The organism is Bacillus mobilis, from assembly GCF_001884045.1.
Classification (GTDB): domain Bacteria; phylum Bacillota; class Bacilli; order Bacillales; family Bacillaceae_G; genus Bacillus_A; species Bacillus_A mobilis.
In genome coordinates this window covers 57,745-74,312 of sequence record NZ_MACF01000072.1, presented here as the reverse complement: position 1 = coordinate 74,312, position 16,568 = coordinate 57,745, and the positions used below count along the sequence as shown (strand labels likewise).

Below are 16,568 nucleotides of genomic sequence, written 5' to 3'. Positions count from 1 at the left end.
GCTAGTGAAAAAATTCCATATTATTTTAATATTTTGTTGTATGAGCCTTTTAACGGGGTGTCTGTATTCGAAAGAAAATATGAAACAAAATGCTGTTCCTTATGAAGATCAACTACAGGTTGTTCAAAAAGCTGTAGCGACATTTAAGGAGCAAAATGATGGGATATTACCAATTAAGACGCGGGATATGAGTACGCCTATTTATCAAAAGTATCCAATCGATTTTCAAAAGATTGCTCCGCGTTACATACAAGAAGCGCCGGGAAATGCGTATGAAAGTGGAGGAGTGTACCAATACGTATTAATAGACGTTGAAACAAACCCGACAGTAAAATTAATTGATGTTAGGATGGCTGAACAAATCCAGGAATTATCATTAAAACTTAGGATGTATCGGGATGAACATCAATATCCACCTTTTAAAAAGGTAATTTCAGATGGTGTGTATGAATTAGATTTCAAAAAACTAGGATATAAAGATGTGCCGCAAGTGACAAGTCCGTATTCTGGTAAAGGGCTTCCTTTTGTAATCAATGAAAAGGGAGAAATTTATGTTGATTATCGAATCGATTTATATGAAGCGTTGAAAAAAAATGAAGGTCAATTTAAGGAGGGGGAAGATATTCGGAATATACTTTCGAACGATTCTCCATTTGTACCTGCGTATTCTTTACCGTATACGGTAAAGAATGGAGAACCAATTTTTTTAAAATCATAAGTCATGAACCTTTCTTTTAGTGAATAAGTTCTAGAAGAAAGGTTTTTTATGTTACACAACTTGCGATGCAAACAAAAGGTATTTTTTAATAGTCATATGAAATTGGACAAAATTATATGATATATTGTCCGAACTTCTAGAATACCATTATATTATATCAGATATTATAGGCAACGTTAGAGAAGGTATTAGTTGACTATAAACGTGGAATTATTCCCAAAAATATTGAGGGAGGGAATCACTTGGAAAAGGTAGATATTTTTAAAGATATTGCGGAACGCACAGGCGGTGATATTTATTTTGGAGTTGTAGGAGCTGTTCGAACAGGGAAATCAACATTCATTAAAAAATTTATGGAACTTGTAGTTATTCCTAATATTGAGAATGAGTCTGACCGTCAAAGGGCGCAAGATGAACTGCCTCAAAGTGCTGCTGGTCGTACAATTATGACGACGGAACCGAAGTTTGTTCCAAACCAAGCGGTTTCTATCGAAGTAGATGAAGGTCTTGAAGTGAATATTCGATTAGTAGATTGCGTTGGATATACGGTTCCAGGAGCAAAAGGCTATGAAGATGAGAATGGCCCGCGCATGATTAATACTCCTTGGTATGAAGAGCCTATTCCATTCCATGAAGCTGCAGAAATCGGCACACGTAAAGTAATTCAAGAGCATTCCACAATTGGTGTTGTAATTACAACAGATGGAACGATTGGTGAAATTCCAAGAAGAGATTATATAGAGGCAGAAGAACGCGTAGTAAATGAGTTAAAAGAAGTCGGAAAACCTTTCATTATGATCATCAACACTGTACAGCCGTATCATCCAGATACAGAGCAATTGCGCCAAAGTTTATCTGAAGAATATGATATCCCAGTCATTGCGATGAGTGTAGAGAGTTTAAGGGAAACAGATGTGTACAATGTGCTTCGAGAAGCGTTATTTGAGTTCCCGGTTTTAGAAGTGAATGTTAACCTTCCGAGCTGGGTGATGGTGTTAAATGAAGGGCATTGGTTACGCCAAAGCTATCAAGAAGCTGTTCAAGAGACTGTAAAGGATATAAAACGTCTTCGTGATGTGGACCGCGTCGTTTGGCAGTTTAGTCAGTATGAATTTATTGATCGAGCGAGCCTAGCTGGCATTGATATGGGGCAAGGTGTAGCAGAGATTGATTTATATGCACCAGATGAATTATATGATCAAATTTTAAAAGAAGTAGTAGGGGTGGAAATTAGAGGGAAAGATCATTTATTGAAGCTTATGCTCGATTTATCTCATGCGAAAGTAGAATACGATCAAGTAGCGGATGCCCTGCGTATGGTAAAGCAAACAGGATATGGTGTAGCGGCGCCTGCGTTAGCTGACATGAGCTTAGATGAGCCAGAAATTATTCGTCACGGTTCAAGGTTTGGTGTGAAATTAAAAGCTGTAGCGCCATCTATTCATATGATTAAAGTAGATGTGGAGTCAACGTTTGAGCCAATCATTGGTACTGAAAAGCAAAGTGAAGAATTAGTTCGTTATTTAATGCAGGATTTTGAAGATGACCCATTATCAATTTGGAATTCTGATATATTCGGACGTTCGCTTAGCTCTATTGTTCGAGAAGGCATTCAAGCGAAACTATCTTTAATGCCAGAAAATGCGAGATATAAATTAAAAGAAACGCTAGAAAGAATTATTAATGAAGGATCTGGCGGATTAATTGCGATTATATTATAAGAAAAAATCCCTCTCATCGTAGAGGGATTTTTTTGATTTTCACGTATAGAAATAGAAAAATAAACAGTCATTATCTAATATATTGTTGTAAATTGTCAAGTTTCATCAGATTTTCACATTTTAAGAGTAACAATTTCCTTAAAAATATTGAATTATAAAGGAGAATCGTATAATATAGGCGTTGATAATGATTTATCTACATCTTTGTAGTATAGAATTTGCAAAAATTGCCTACAAATGAAAGTAAGACTCATTTTATGATCATTATACAGTCTTATCTTTGGGAGGAGGTGAATGGCATGAACAAGACAGATTTAATCAATGCTGTTGCAGAAGCAAGTTCCCTTTCTAAAAAGGACGCAACAAAAGCAGTAGACGCTGTTTTTGATTCTATCTTAGAAGCTTTAAAACAAGGTGATAAAGTACAACTGATCGGATTCGGTAACTTCGAAGTTCGTGAGCGTGCGGCTCGTAAAGGTCGTAACCCACAAACAGGTGAGGAGATTGAAATCGCTGCAAGTAAAGTACCTGCATTCAAACCTGGTAAAGCGTTAAAAGATGCGGTTAAATAATCCTTACATATTAACAGGGAAGAAGAGTTTCCTTTTTGGGAACTCTTCTTTTTGCTTTTAAAAACATAAATATGCTAGAATGTGTTCGTATCACTTTTAGGTTTTCGGGAGGGCTAGCGGATGGCAAAAGTTAATTTAGAACAAATTGAACATGCAGTACGCCTTATTTTAGAGGCAATCGGAGATGACCCAAATCGTGAGGGAGTGCTTGATACACCAAAGCGTGTTGCAAAAATGTACGCAGAAGTGTTCGCGGGTATGCATGAAGATCCGAAAGAACATTTGCATAAAGTGTTCGGAGAAGATCACGAGGAACTTGTACTAGTAAAAGATATACCGTTTTATTCGATGTGTGAGCATCATTTAGTTCCATTCTATGGAGTTGCTCACGTTGCATATATTCCGCAAGGCGGAAAAGTGACAGGGTTAAGTAAATTAGCTCGCACTGTAGATACAATTGCACGTCGTCCACAACTGCAAGAACGCATTACATCAACAGTAGCGAATTCTATTATGGAAGTACTAGAGCCGCATGGTGTAATGGTAGTAGTAGAAGCGGAACATATGTGCATGACAATGCGCGGTGTGAAAAAACCAGGCGCGAAAACAGTAACAACAGCAGTACGTGGTGTGTTAGAAAATGATGCTGCAGCACGTAGTGAAATTTTATCTTTTATTAAATCGAAGTAAAGAAAAGTAGGAAACTGCTTTTCTTTTTTTTTTTTATAAATAAATGATATAGTTTTAGTAAGGCAGAGTGAGAATAGAAAGACTACTAAAAAGAATGGAAGATGTTATTTCGTTCGGTGGAAGTTTGGAAAGAGTAGCCAAGTTTTGGTTATAGAAAATAGTATGTATGTGTTATAATAAGTTTTATGAATTAGAAAACAAGGGTGATTTTTGTGTGTGACATCTACGGAGGGTATGCGGGTATAAGAGAGAAATTGATGGAGAAATTACGCCATCCTTATTTTATAAATTATATTGAAGAACCATTTATTGATGAAGAAAAAATAGCATTGTTATATGGAGCTTTAAAAAGTGCAAATTTACATATAGAACAAATTGAGCATTATGTAGTAACGATTATGCTTGTGCAAATTGCGCTTGATACACATGAAAGAGTATCAAATAAAGCAGGGGAAGAAGCAAATGAATCGCATAAACGTCGTCAGCTAACAGTGCTTGCTGGTGATTACTATAGCGGGTTATATTATTATTTATTGTCTATGAATCGTGATATTGTTTTAATTCGTGCGCTTGCTGAAGGAATTAAAGAAATTAATGAACACAAAATAATGTTATATCAAAAAGCGCATGAAACGATGGATGACATAATGGAAAGTGTAGTTACGATTGAGTCTGCACTCTTGCAAAAAACATGTGATCATTTTCATTTATCGCATTGGAAGCCATTTATAACGTATGTACTAGGGAAAAACCGTCTTCAAAAAGAATGTGAACTGCATGCTGAAAAACAACATTCACCTGTTTTTCAAGCTGTTCAAGGAATTATGAAGGATCAAGCAGAGATAGAAACAGTTATTAATGGATGGATGATGGAACTCAGAAAGAAAGAAAATCAATTTTTGGAAAAACACACAGATATAAGCGAAATAAACTCTGTGTTAAGAGATAAATCGAAGACATAAGCAATTTTACATTGGAAGAAGGTACGAGCATGCAACAATCAAAAGAAGAAAGAGTACATGATGTATTTGAGAAAATCTCTGATAAATACGATGTGATGAATTCTGTAATTAGTTTTCAAAGACATAAAGCGTGGCGTAAAGAGACGATGCGCATTATGGATGTAAAACCAGGTAACAAGGCTCTTGATGTTTGCTGCGGGACAGCGGACTGGACAATTGCGCTAGCTGGAGCAGTAGGTGAACAGGGCAAGGTTGTTGGTTTAGACTTCAGTGAAAATATGTTATCTGTCGGTAAACAAAAGGTAGAGGCGTTACAATTAAAACAAGTAGAACTTCTACACGGGAATGCAATGGAACTTCCGTTTGAAGATAACACATTTGATTATGTAACGATTGGATTTGGTTTGCGTAACGTACCAGATTATTTGCACGTATTAAAAGAAATGACGCGTGTAGTAAAACCAGGTGGAAAAGTAATTTGTTTAGAAACATCTCAACCAACAATGATTGGTTTTCGACAAGGATATATTTTATACTTTAAATATATCATGCCGTTATTTGGAAAGTTATTTGCGAAAAGTTATAAAGAATATTCATGGCTGCAAGAATCTGCTAGTACATTCCCAGGTATGAAAGAGTTGGCTAATATGTTTGAAAAAGCTGGACTTGAACGTGTACAAGTGAAGCCGTTTACTTTTGGGGTAGCAGCGATGCATTTAGGTATAAAACCAGAATCAAAATAGAAAAAAGAAGTTTTAGGTTAAGGTGAACAATATGAAGTTACAACTTATGTACTCTTTTTTACGATCGGATATTAATGTAATAGAAAAAGAATTAAAAAAGACAGTTGCTTCTGAACAGCCATTAGTAGAAGAGGCGGCATTACAACTTATTGAAGCTGGCGGGAAACGAATTCGTCCTGTATTTGTGTTGCTTGCGGGAAAGTTCGGAGATTATAAGTTAGATGCAATTAAGCATGTAGCTGTTGCATTAGAACTTATTCATATGGCTTCTCTTGTTCATGATGATGTTATTGATGCTGCTTTTTTACGACGGGGTAGTGCGACTGTGAATGCAAAATGGGGAGATCGTATTGCAATGTATACAGGGGACTATTTATTCGCTAAGTCTCTTGAATGTATAACAAATATCGAAATTCCAGAGGCCCATCAGGCGCTATCGCATACCATTTTAGAAGTGTGTAAAGGTGAAATAGAACAAATTAAAGATAAATACAATTATGACCAAAATTTAAGAACGTATTTAAGAAGAATAAAGCGAAAAACAGCATTATTAATTGCTGCGAGTTGCCAACTAGGAGCAATTGCTGCTGGCGCTAATCGTGATACGGTAAATCGACTATTTTGGTATGGGTATTTTGTAGGCATGTCGTATCAAATTATTGATGACATTTTAGATTTCGTGTCCACAGAAGAGAAACTGGGCAAACCTGCTGGTGGTGATTTGTTACAAGGAAATATTACGCTACCTGCTCTATACGCAATGGAAGATCCGATACTTCGCAAAAAAATCACATCTGTACATGAAAATACAACAGCGGATGAAATGAAAGAAATTATTGAGGCCGTAAAGAATAGTACGGCTATTGATAAAGCATTTGCATTTAGTGAACGTTATTTACATAAAGCATTAGAAATTATAAAACCACTCCCGCGTGGGCAAGCGAAGTATGCATTACAAAATGTAGCAAAGTATATTGGAAAACGAAAATTTTAGTGTTTTTTCTAAAAAATAAAATAATCTCTCTATTTCAAAACTATTGCACAATTGTGATAAGGGTGTTAATATGTGTGTGGGGATATACAATTACATACATAATTCAGAAGTGGAGAGATTTTTTATGGAAAAAACATTTCTAATGGTAAAACCAGACGGTGTACAACGTGCCTTCATTGGGGAAATCGTAGCTCGTTTTGAGAAAAAAGGCTTTCAATTAGTTGGTGCAAAATTAATGCAAGTAACTCCGGAAATTGCTGGACAACACTATGCTGAGCACACAGAAAAACCTTTCTTTGGTGAATTAGTAGACTTTATTACATCTGGCCCTGTGTTCGCAATGGTGTGGCAAGGTGAAGGTGTAGTAGATACAGCTCGTAACATGATGGGTAAAACAAGACCACATGAAGCAGCTCCTGGAACAATTCGTGGAGATTTCGGTGTAACTGTTGCGAAAAACATTATCCATGGTTCTGATTCGTTAGAAAGTGCAGAGCGCGAGATTGCTATTTTCTTTAAAGAAGAAGAATTAGTTGACTACTCAAAATTAATGAATGAATGGATTTACTAATTATTTTGAAATAATTTGTAAACGCTTTAATTACTGTGATAATAGTAGAAAGTGCAAGGAGAATAGGGGTATTCTTCTTGCACTTTTTTTATTTCAATTAGTTACGAAGTTAGAGGTGTTATGATATATTGATATGTAAAGTAAAAGGCCTATCGGGGAAGAAGCGAATGGCTGATGTATTATATAATTTCTTTCATATTTTTAGAGTAATGAAGGATAAAATTATTGCTTAATATAGCGAGATAAATACATATACGAAAAGAGGAATAACGTATGCGATATATTACAGCTGGTGAATCTCATGGTCCACAACTTACAACGATTATAGAAGGTGTACCAGCAGGTCTACCTTTAGTAGCAGATGATATAAATGAAGAACTAGCTAGAAGGCAAAAGGGTTATGGGCGTGGTAGACGCATGCAAATTGAAACAGATCAAGTGCAAATTGTAAGTGGTGTTAGACATGGAGAGACATTAGGTTCTCCAATTGCACTGGTTGTTGAAAATCGTGATTTTGCACATTGGACAAAAATTATGGGCGCAGAGCCTTTAACGGAACAAGAAGAAAAAGAAATGAAAAGAAAAGTAACAAAGCCAAGACCTGGACATGCTGATTTAAATGGTGCGATTAAATATGGACATAGAGACATGAGAAATGTACTAGAACGTTCTTCAGCACGCGAAACGACAGTACGTGTTGCTGCTGGTGCGGTTGCTAAAAAAGTGTTAGCAGAACTTGGTATTACAGTGGCTGGTCATGTAATTGAAATTGGCGGTGTACAGGCTAAGGAAATTACGTATCGGTCAATTGAAGAATTAAAAAGTATTACAGAAGCATCACCTGTACGTTGCTTAGATGAAGGTGCAGGTAACAAAATGATGAAAGCAATTGATGATGCGAAAGCAAATGGTGATTCAATCGGTGGAATCGTTGAAGTGATTGTGGAAGGAATGCCAATTGGGGTTGGTAGCTATGTGCATTATGACCGAAAACTGGATGCAAAATTAGCAGCCGCAATTATGAGCATTAATGCCTTCAAAGGTGTCGAGATTGGAATTGGTTTTGAAGCAGCACATAGACCGGGAAGTGAAGTTCATGATGAAATTCTGTGGAATGAAGAGCATGGATATACACGAAGAACAAATAATGCAGGTGGATTAGAAGGTGGTATGACGACTGGAATGCCAATTGTTGTGCGCGGTGTGATGAAACCGATACCTACACTATATAAACCTCTTCAAAGTGTAGATATTGATACGAAAGAGCCTTTTACAGCGAGTATTGAACGTTCTGACAGTTGCGCTGTTCCAGCAGCTAGTGTTGTTGCAGAAGCGGTTGTAGCTTGGGAATTAGCGACAGCTTTAATAGAACAATTCGGATTAGATCGTATTGACCTTATTCGTGAAAATATTGAGAAACATAATGAATATGCGAGGGGATTTTAATGGAAAACATACATATTCAAACGAAATCAAAAGAATATGATGTACACGTAGGAAAAAAATCGTTGTCACATTTGAAAACAATCGTTCAAAATATGCAGCCATCTGTATCAAATATTATGATCATTTCAGATGAAGCTGTTGCATCTTTCCATTTACAGACAGTTGTAGATGCATTGCAAATAGAGCAAAATGTATTTTCATTCGTTGTACCGAGTGGCGAGAAAGAGAAGTCTTTTGAAAACTTCTATGCGGCTCATACGTCAGCTCTTGAAAATAAATTAGATAGAAATTCTTTAATTATTGCACTTGGAGGCGGGATGATTGGAGATTTAGCTGGCTTTGTTGCTGCGTCGTTTATGCGTGGAATTCGCTTTATTCAAGTTCCAACGACTTTATTAGCTCACGATAGTGCAGTAGGTGGGAAAGTAGCGATCAATCATCCGTTAGGTAAAAATATGATCGGTGCATTCCATCAACCGGAAGCAGTTGTATATCATACGCCGTTTTTACAGTCACTTCCTGAAAAAGAGTGGCGTTCAGGTTATGCAGAAGTGATAAAACATGCTCTTATTGGTGATGTAAAGCTGTATCATTGGTTAAAAGAAGAAGTGCAAACATTAGCGGACCTTCGTGATGAGAAGTTAATCCATATATTAACGAAGGCGATTCCTGTAAAGGCAAATATTGTAGCGCAAGATGAAACAGAAAAAGGTGTACGTGCTCATTTGAATTTTGGACATACGTTAGGCCATGCTCTTGAAAAAGAACTAGGATATGGAAATATTACTCACGGTGACGGAGTAGCGGTTGGTATGTTATTTGCCTTGTTTTTAAGTGAGCAAGTGTACAAGGTTGATCTTTCTTATGAAGAGATGAAGCAGTGGTTCTTGAAGTACGGATATCCAAAAATGCCAAGTGATTTGAATGTAGAGCGCCTTGTTCAATTGATGAAGCAGGATAAGAAAGCGAATGCTGGAGCAATTCATATGGTGCTAATGCAGGAATATGGGGTAGTGAATGTCGTATCTATTCCAGATGAGACTGTTCATATTGCGTTAGAGGCATTTCAAAAGGATATGGCTTAAGAAGTGTGAAGTGCTTGTTTTGAGGTATTCTCGTAATAGTGGCGGTTAAGATAAACGATTACAGTGTGGGATTACAACCGTATTGTAATCGAATTGAATAAAATGACTGGGGGAAGAAAAATGAGAGTGAAAGAGCAATTGTTAACTTTGAGAGCATATGTACCTGGGAAAAACATTGAAGAAGTAAAAAGGGAATATGGATTATCAAAAATTGTGAAATTAGCATCGAACGAAAATCCATTCGGTTGCTCAGCACGCGTAACAGAAGCATTAACTTCTTTAGCGAGTCAATATGCTCTTTATCCAGATGGATATGCATTTGAACTTCGGACAAAAGTAGCAGCGCAGTTAGGTGTCAAAGCAGAACAACTGTTATTTGGTAGTGGATTAGATGAAGTCATTCAAATGATTAGTCGTGCATTACTACACGAAGGAACAAATGTTGTAATGGCGAATCCAACATTCTCGCAATACCATCACCATGCTGTTATTGAAGGAGCAGAAGTTCGTGAAGTACCACTAAAAGATGGCGTTCATGATTTAGATGCGATGTTACAGCAAGTAGATGATAAAACGAAGATTGTATGGATTTGTAACCCGAATAATCCGACAGGTACATATGTAGAGAAACAAAACTTACTTTCATTTCTAGAATCAGTTCCTAAGTCAGCGCTCGTTATTATGGACGAGGCATACTATGAATATGCGGGAGCAGAAGACTATCCGCAAACATTACCACTTCTTGAAAAGTATGAAAATCTGATGGTTTTACGTACGTTCTCAAAAGCATATGGTTTAGCTGCATTCCGTATCGGGTATGCGGTTGGTAATGCGAAGTTAATCGGGCAGCTAGAAGTAGCAAGGTTACCATTTAATACATCGACTGTAGCGCAGGCTGTAGCACTCGCTGCATTAGAAGATCAAGCATTTTTACAAGAATGTGTGAAAAAGAACGAAGAAGGATTAAATCAATATTACGCATTTTGTAAGGAATATAATGTATTCTATTATCCATCTCAAACAAATTTCATTTTCTTAAAGCTCGGTATTCCTGGTAATGAGGCTTTCGAACGATTAATGAAGAAAGGCTACATTGTTCGTTCTGGTGCTGCATTTGGTATACATGATGGTATTCGTATTACTGTCGGTTTGAAAGAAGAAAATGATGAAATTATAGAATTATTGACAGAGCTTGTAAAAGAGCAAGTAAAGAAAGAAGAAACATACTCTTAAGAGTGTGTGAAGGCTCCTATTATAGGAGTCTTTTTATTTAAATAGTTCCGTGCACGGTTAAATCCTAAACATTAGAATAATGGGTCTTCCGCCTCGAATCATCTAAGTCAAAATGGATAAGATGGTTCGAGGCGGCTATCTCGTATAACTGACGAGAGTACATCACAAGGCTATGGTGGTGGAAAAATCCTCTATCTCTAAGTAGATAAACATATAGTCTGCGCTCATGTGAAAACATGAGAAGTTCATAAGAGAACTGGCTAAGGAATTGCGCCCTTAGTTAAACGAGATAAATTTTATTGAATCTATCAAACTTCATTGAATATATCGAACGTATGCGCTATATTGGATTCAATGTGGTGAGAATAATAATGAAATTTTCACGAGTTAGTCAAGTATCGGAATTAACAGGTTTGTATCCTAGTCGTCTTAGGAGAATGCTGGTGGAACACGCTATTATTCAGAAGAACCAATCTTTCATTATCTGAAAGGTGAGTGCTCGAATAATCGCACAGTAAAGGAGTAGGCTTCTGATGATATTGGCGAAGAAAGTTAGACTGATTCCAACGCCTGAACAAGAAAAAGTGCTTAGAAACCATGCTGGTGCTGCAAGATTCGCTTATAACTATTGTAAAAGAATGAGTGATAGATACTATAAGCTATTTGGAAAATCTGTTTCACAGTTAGCTTTACAGAAACGATTTACAAAGATCAAGAAGCGAAAGAAATATGAGTGGTTAAAAGACATCAATGCACAAGTTCCTAAACAGGCTTCAAAAGATTTTGATACGGCGAGAAAACATTCGTTCAAAAAGTACAAAAATGGTTATCACACTTCTTATAAATCCAAAAAAGATGTAATCCAAGGATTTTATGCCAATTATGAAAGACTGGCTATAGGAAAGAAGGTAGTTCATATTCAGTCTATCGGAGAAGTGAAAACAAGCCAACAACTACCAAGAAATAAAAAACCATCTAATCCAAGAGTTACATTTGACGGTCGTCACTGGTGGATTAGTGTAGGGTTCCAAGAAGACTTTGCATCCCAAGAACTAACCAATGAGTCGATTGGTGTGGATGTTGGTTTAAAAGAGCTTTTTGTAGCTTCTAATGGTATGAAAGAACGAAATATAAACAAAGATGCCAAGGTTAAAAAACTTTTGAGAAGGAAAAAGTCAGCACAAAGAGATATGTCTAGAAGATTTAAAAAAGGTGTAAAAATTCAGTCTGCCGGATATGAAAAAGCGAAAACGGAGCACCTGCGGTTATCTAGGAAAATTATAAATATCCGAAATAACCATATCCATCAAGCAACAGCTAAATTGGTGAAAACCAAACCAATGAGGATTGTTGTGGAAGACTTACCTATCTCAAACCTGTTAAAAAACAAAAAACTATCGAAAGCATTTTCATTTCAAAAACTAAACTTCTTCTTTCAATGTTTATCATACAAGTGCGAGAAGTATGGCATTGCGTATGTAAAAGCTGATAAATGGTTCGCCTCAAGCAAGATTTGTTCATGTTGCGGAGTTAAATACGACCATTCAGTTCAACCAGAAGGACAGTGGAGTTTAAAGGTTCGTGAATGGAACTGTGTTGGGTGCAATAGCCATCACGATAGAGATTTGAATGCTTCGATAAATTTATCAAGATGGGTAAAATAAATGCTTGATAATAGGAGGTAACGATACTGCCTCGTGTGGAGTGTTATACCCCTCGTCCCTTCGGGGTTGCGAGAACACGATGAAGCACTAACTCGTGTAAATTTGATTGAATTGTATAGATTTAGTTAAGTTTATCGTATCGGAAGTTATTTGCACGGTAATGAAAGAAAACGGTACAATAGAAAGTAGTAATGCGGTATCGGTGTCATATTCGAATCGTTATCAGTGAAAGTACAAGAAGAAGTATGCTCATTCTAAAGGTTGCGTTCTTACAACTAGTTGCTTATGATAAATGAACAGAAAATAATATTTGTTAGAATTAAAGGAGACGTTTATGCAAAATTTTGAACAAGCTGTTTCATATATTGAAAATGGTGAAGCGGAAAAAGGATTACAATTATTAAAAGAACAATTAAAAATTGCGAATGATGAAGAGAAGTATGATATCGCTCGCTATTATCATACACTTGGATTTATGGATGAAGCGTTAGCAATTACAGAAGATTTGCGTTTATTGTACCCGGAAGAAAGTGAATTCACTGTATTTTTAGCAGAATTATATATTGATCTAGACAAAGAGGATGAAGCAATTGAAGTGCTTCGTGATATTCCAGAAAATGATGATTTATATGTTCAATCGTTATTACTTGTTGCGGATTTATTCCAAATGCAAGGTTTCGATGATGTAGCAGAACAAAAACTATTAAAGGCGAAAGAAATGATGCCTGACGAGCCTGTTATTACGTTTGGATTAGCAGAGTTATATAGTAGTAAAGGGGAAGAACAAAAGGCAATCACTTATTATGAGGTGCTATTAGCGGAACATAAAGTAATGGGTGGTGTTGTCATTGCGCTTCGCCTCGCAGAAACGTTAAGTGCGATTGGAAATTGGGAAGAAGCGATCTCTTACTACGAAGCAGGTTTAGAGGAACAAAAAGATATTCACTCATTATTTGGATATGCCTTCACATTATATCAAGGTGAAGAATACCAAAGAGCTATTGGTGCTTGGCAAGAATTAAAAGAATTAGATCCGGAGTATGCATCGCTTTACATGTATTTAGCGAAAAGCTATGAAAAAGAAGGAATGCTTCAAGAAAGCTATGAAACACTTCAAGAAGGAATTAAAGTAGATGAGCTTTCTGTACCATTTTATGTAGAATTAGCGAACATTGCGGCGAAATTAGGAAAAATAGCGGAAGCAGAGGAAGTGCTTCAAAAAGCGCTTGAGTTAGATCCAGGACATTTAGGTGCAATATTAAAATATGCTTATATCTTAAAAGAACAAGAAAAGTATGAAGAGTTAATTGCAGTTGTAGAGCGTGCGATTGATAGCGGAGAACCAGATACACAACTACTTTGGGATCTTGCGTTTGCAAAAAAACAATTAGAAATGTATTCGGATGCATTAAAACACTATGAAAGTGCATATACTTCTTTTAAGAATCATCCAGACTTCTTGGAAGAGTACGGTTATTTCTTATTGGAAGAAGGTATGCGAAAAGAGGCGAAAGAAGTATTTACTCAGTTAATACAACTAGACCCGACACAAATTCATATTGAAGAATTGTTATATAATTTAGAGGATTTTTCATAAGTTGGAAGGAAACTGAATGCCGCTTCTTGAATCTAAAAAGAAAAGAGAAAGACAGAGGAGGGACTTAATTGCTATGAATACCCCTGTTTCTGTAAACGAGAAGAAGGATTTTGTAAAATGGTTTTTGAATAATTACCAACTGAAACAGCGTGAATGTGTATGGATTTTGAATTATTTAATGAGTCACGACCAATTGATGCATAAAGTCCACTTCGTAGAGCATGCAAAATATTGTCCGCGTGGCTTAGTGATGTCCGCGAATTGTGTAAAAGATACACCGTTTCACTTTTTTAAACAAAATGTCATGACAACGGATGCTGAAAAATCGTTTCATGATATTCGTTTAAATCGAGATGAGGATATTTATATTCAACTCAATTTTAAATCATCATTTCAAAATGCCAATTATGTAGCTGTATTAGAAGAAAACCCGTATTTACCAAAGCATATTGAAGTAAATGAAAAAGATCGTTTACTTGCAGAAAGATTTTTAGAAGAAAGTGTATTTTCTTTTAGAAGAGAACGTCTTTTGAAACAAATTGATGAAGCGCTAGATAAGCAAGATCAGGAAGCGTTTCATAGGTTAACAGCTGAGTTAAAGATGCTATAGAATTCATTTGGATTCATAAAATTTTAAAAATTTCAGACTTTTTAAGAAAAACTACCTTAATATAGGTAGTTTTTCTTTTTTTACCTCTTTTAGTATGGTTTAATATATATAAAGTGAAAGTTCTGTCATTTGTAGGTGAGAGGAGGGAAGAAATTTGAAATGGATTGTAAAAGATGTGGAACAGTTTGAGCAAGCAAGAGAGTATGTAGATACAGGTGTTATACCACTTTTATCAATTTCGGCAGCGAAAGAAATGAAAATGGTAGTAGAACAAGGTGAATTTATCGAATTGTTGAGTATGGAGCTGGAAAGAGAATATAAAGGAAGAGTGCTGTTACTACCTGCATTTACGTATTTAGTAGAAAGTCAAAAAAACGAAAAAGGTCGTTTGCAAGAATGGACAAATCATTTACAAGAGCAAGGTTTTAAACATATTGCTTATGTTACAAGTGATTTTTCATGGAAAGAAGATATGCAAGAGTTGCAGGGAGATTTGTTTTGGTTTCCTTCATTAGCGTTAGAACAATTTAGTGATCAAGCGAAAAGAGAAGTTATTCATGCGCATATAAAAAATATAATGGTGATGTTAGAAGAAAAATGGGGAAAGTAATAATAAACAGAAAGTTCTTATTATTATGAGTAGTATGATATTGACCTGTGCATGAGCGTATTATATCATGATAGTGTCCTAGTTTTTATTTTTTATATAATTTATCACGAGGGGACAATTTCTGATAGAGGGGGGAAATTTTCGTGAGCGAGAAAGAACATCGTGTATCAAGAAGACAGTTTTTAAATTACACCCTTACAGGGGTAGGAGGCTTTATGGCAGCGGGTATTTTAATGCCGATGACGCGATTTGCGCTTGATCCGGTGTTAAGAAAAGAAGCGGGAACGGATATGGTTGCTGTTGCACAAGTAAAGGATATTACAACAGAGCCGAAACGTTTCGACTTTAAGGTGAAGCAGGTTGATGGTTGGTACAAGTCCGAAGAGCCAAAATCAGCTTGGGTTCATAAAGATGAAAGCGGAGACATTGTTGCGTTCTCTCCGGTATGTAAACATTTAGGATGTACAGTGAACTGGAATTCGGACAAAGCACATCCGAATCAATTCTTTTGTCCATGCCACGGGGGCCGTTACACAAAAGACGGGATGAACATTAAAGGCACGCCGCCCCTTGCTCCACTTGATGTATACGAGTCTAAAGTGAAAGATGGAACGCTGTATTTAGGAAAAGCGAAGCCAAGAGGGGGTGCAAAGTAGATGCTAAATAAAATTTATGATTGGGTAGATGAAAGGTTAGATATTACACCAATATGGCGTGATATTGCTGATCATGAAGTACCTGAACATGTAAACCCAGCACATCACTTTTCTGCATTCGTTTATTGCTTTGGAGGACTGACCTTTTTCGTTACTGTAATTCAAATTTTATCTGGAATGTTTTTGACGATGTATTATGTGCCTGATATTAAAAATGCTTGGGAATCGGTTTATTATTTACAAAATGAAGTTGCATACGGGCAAATTGTTCGTGGTATGCACCACTGGGGTGCTAGTCTCGTCATTGTAATGATGTTTTTACATACACTTAGAGTTTTCTTCCAGGGTGCGTATAAAAAGCCTCGTGAGCTAAACTGGATTGTTGGTGTTCTTATTTTCTTTGTTATGTTAGGTCTTGGTTTTACCGGATATTTATTACCGTGGGATATGAAAGCATTATTTGCTACGAAAGTAGGGATTCAAATTGCAGAGCAAACGCCGCTCATTGGTCCTTATATTAAAACATTACTCGCTGGTCATTCCGAAATTGTTGGCGCTCAAACATTAACTCGCTTCTTTGCTATTCACGTCTTCTTCTTACCAGCAGCACTTCTAGGTTTAATGGCCTTCCACTTCATCATGATTCGCAAACAAGGTATTTCCGGTCCGCTATAAGAGATTGCTAAATAAAAGGGG

17 protein-coding genes are annotated in these 16,568 nt (G+C 36.5%); all 17 read left to right on the top strand.

Features of this window, described 5'->3' with window-relative positions; all coding sequences use genetic code 11:
* Positions 1 to 4: 4 nt before the first annotated feature.
* The gene (locus tag BAQ44_RS13615) at positions 5 to 718 is read left to right on the top strand and encodes a YphF family lipoprotein (protein ID WP_071721977.1); all 714 of its coding nucleotides are present in this window, start codon (positions 5 to 7) and stop codon (positions 716 to 718) included.
* Between the two features lie 242 nt (positions 719 to 960).
* Entirely contained in the window at positions 961 to 2,439 is a 1,479-nt protein-coding gene (gene spoIVA / locus BAQ44_RS13610) for a stage IV sporulation protein A (RefSeq protein ID WP_000416522.1), read from the top strand.
* A 299-nt stretch (positions 2,440 to 2,738) separates the two neighbouring features.
* Positions 2,739 to 3,011: a non-specific DNA-binding protein Hbs gene (locus tag BAQ44_RS13605; protein WP_001043860.1), complete on the top strand. Its 273-nt coding sequence runs from the start codon at positions 2,739 to 2,741 to the stop codon at positions 3,009 to 3,011.
* 120 nt (positions 3,012 to 3,131) lie between these two features.
* The gene (gene folE, locus BAQ44_RS13600) at positions 3,132 to 3,701 is read left to right on the top strand and encodes a GTP cyclohydrolase I FolE (RefSeq protein WP_001151477.1); all 570 of its coding nucleotides are present in this window, start codon (positions 3,132 to 3,134) and stop codon (positions 3,699 to 3,701) included.
* A 212-nt stretch (positions 3,702 to 3,913) separates the two neighbouring features.
* On the top strand, positions 3,914 to 4,663 hold the full coding sequence (locus BAQ44_RS13595; RefSeq protein ID WP_061677806.1) for a heptaprenyl diphosphate synthase component 1: 750 nt from the start codon (positions 3,914 to 3,916) through the stop codon (positions 4,661 to 4,663).
* Positions 4,664 to 4,692: 29 nt separating this feature from the next.
* On the top strand, positions 4,693 to 5,406 hold the full coding sequence (gene menG / locus BAQ44_RS13590; protein ID WP_061677805.1) for a 2-heptaprenyl-1,4-naphthoquinone methyltransferase: 714 nt from the start codon (positions 4,693 to 4,695) through the stop codon (positions 5,404 to 5,406).
* A gap of 31 nt (positions 5,407 to 5,437) precedes the next feature.
* The gene (gene hepT, locus BAQ44_RS13585) at positions 5,438 to 6,400 is read left to right on the top strand and encodes a heptaprenyl diphosphate synthase component II (protein ID WP_061677804.1); all 963 of its coding nucleotides are present in this window, start codon (positions 5,438 to 5,440) and stop codon (positions 6,398 to 6,400) included.
* 124 nt (positions 6,401 to 6,524) lie between these two features.
* Positions 6,525 to 6,971 (top strand): nucleoside-diphosphate kinase, encoded by a 447-nt coding sequence (ndk, locus tag BAQ44_RS13580; protein ID WP_000415885.1) that lies wholly within the window; start codon positions 6,525 to 6,527, stop codon positions 6,969 to 6,971.
* Positions 6,972 to 7,244: 273 nt separating this feature from the next.
* On the top strand, positions 7,245 to 8,417 hold the full coding sequence (aroC, locus tag BAQ44_RS13575; protein ID WP_071721975.1) for a chorismate synthase: 1,173 nt from the start codon (positions 7,245 to 7,247) through the stop codon (positions 8,415 to 8,417).
* Positions 8,417 to 9,502, top strand: coding sequence for a 3-dehydroquinate synthase (aroB, locus tag BAQ44_RS13570; RefSeq protein WP_071721973.1), 1,086 nt, complete (start codon positions 8,417 to 8,419; stop codon positions 9,500 to 9,502). The genes aroC and aroB overlap by 1 nt, the downstream gene beginning before the upstream one ends.
* Positions 9,503 to 9,622: 120 nt before the next feature.
* Positions 9,623 to 10,735 (top strand): histidinol-phosphate transaminase, encoded by a 1,113-nt coding sequence (gene hisC, locus BAQ44_RS13565; protein WP_063261759.1) that lies wholly within the window; start codon positions 9,623 to 9,625, stop codon positions 10,733 to 10,735.
* Between the two features lie 533 nt (positions 10,736 to 11,268).
* Complete coding sequence (locus BAQ44_RS13560) at positions 11,269 to 12,399, top strand: RNA-guided endonuclease InsQ/TnpB family protein (RefSeq protein ID WP_071721971.1); 1,131 nt, start codon at positions 11,269 to 11,271, stop codon at positions 12,397 to 12,399.
* Positions 12,400 to 12,733: 334 nt separating this feature from the next.
* Positions 12,734 to 13,996, top strand: a complete 1,263-nt coding sequence (locus tag BAQ44_RS13555; RefSeq protein ID WP_071721970.1) for a tetratricopeptide repeat protein — start codon at positions 12,734 to 12,736, stop codon at positions 13,994 to 13,996.
* Positions 13,997 to 14,069: 73 nt separating this feature from the next.
* Positions 14,070 to 14,606 (top strand): ReoY family proteolytic degradation factor, encoded by a 537-nt coding sequence (locus tag BAQ44_RS13550; protein WP_001095929.1) that lies wholly within the window; start codon positions 14,070 to 14,072, stop codon positions 14,604 to 14,606.
* Between the two features lie 154 nt (positions 14,607 to 14,760).
* A complete protein-coding gene (locus BAQ44_RS13545; RefSeq protein WP_061677797.1) occupies positions 14,761 to 15,216 on the top strand; it encodes a YpiF family protein in 456 nt (151 codons plus the stop codon).
* 143 nt (positions 15,217 to 15,359) lie between these two features.
* The gene (gene qcrA / locus BAQ44_RS13540; protein ID WP_001290420.1) at positions 15,360 to 15,872 is read left to right on the top strand and encodes a menaquinol-cytochrome c reductase iron-sulfur subunit; all 513 of its coding nucleotides are present in this window, start codon (positions 15,360 to 15,362) and stop codon (positions 15,870 to 15,872) included.
* Positions 15,873 to 16,547, top strand: coding sequence for a menaquinol-cytochrome c reductase cytochrome b subunit (qcrB, locus tag BAQ44_RS13535; protein ID WP_000932700.1), 675 nt, complete (start codon positions 15,873 to 15,875; stop codon positions 16,545 to 16,547). It abuts the gene before it with no gap.
* The last annotated feature ends 21 nt before the right edge of the window (positions 16,548 to 16,568 follow it).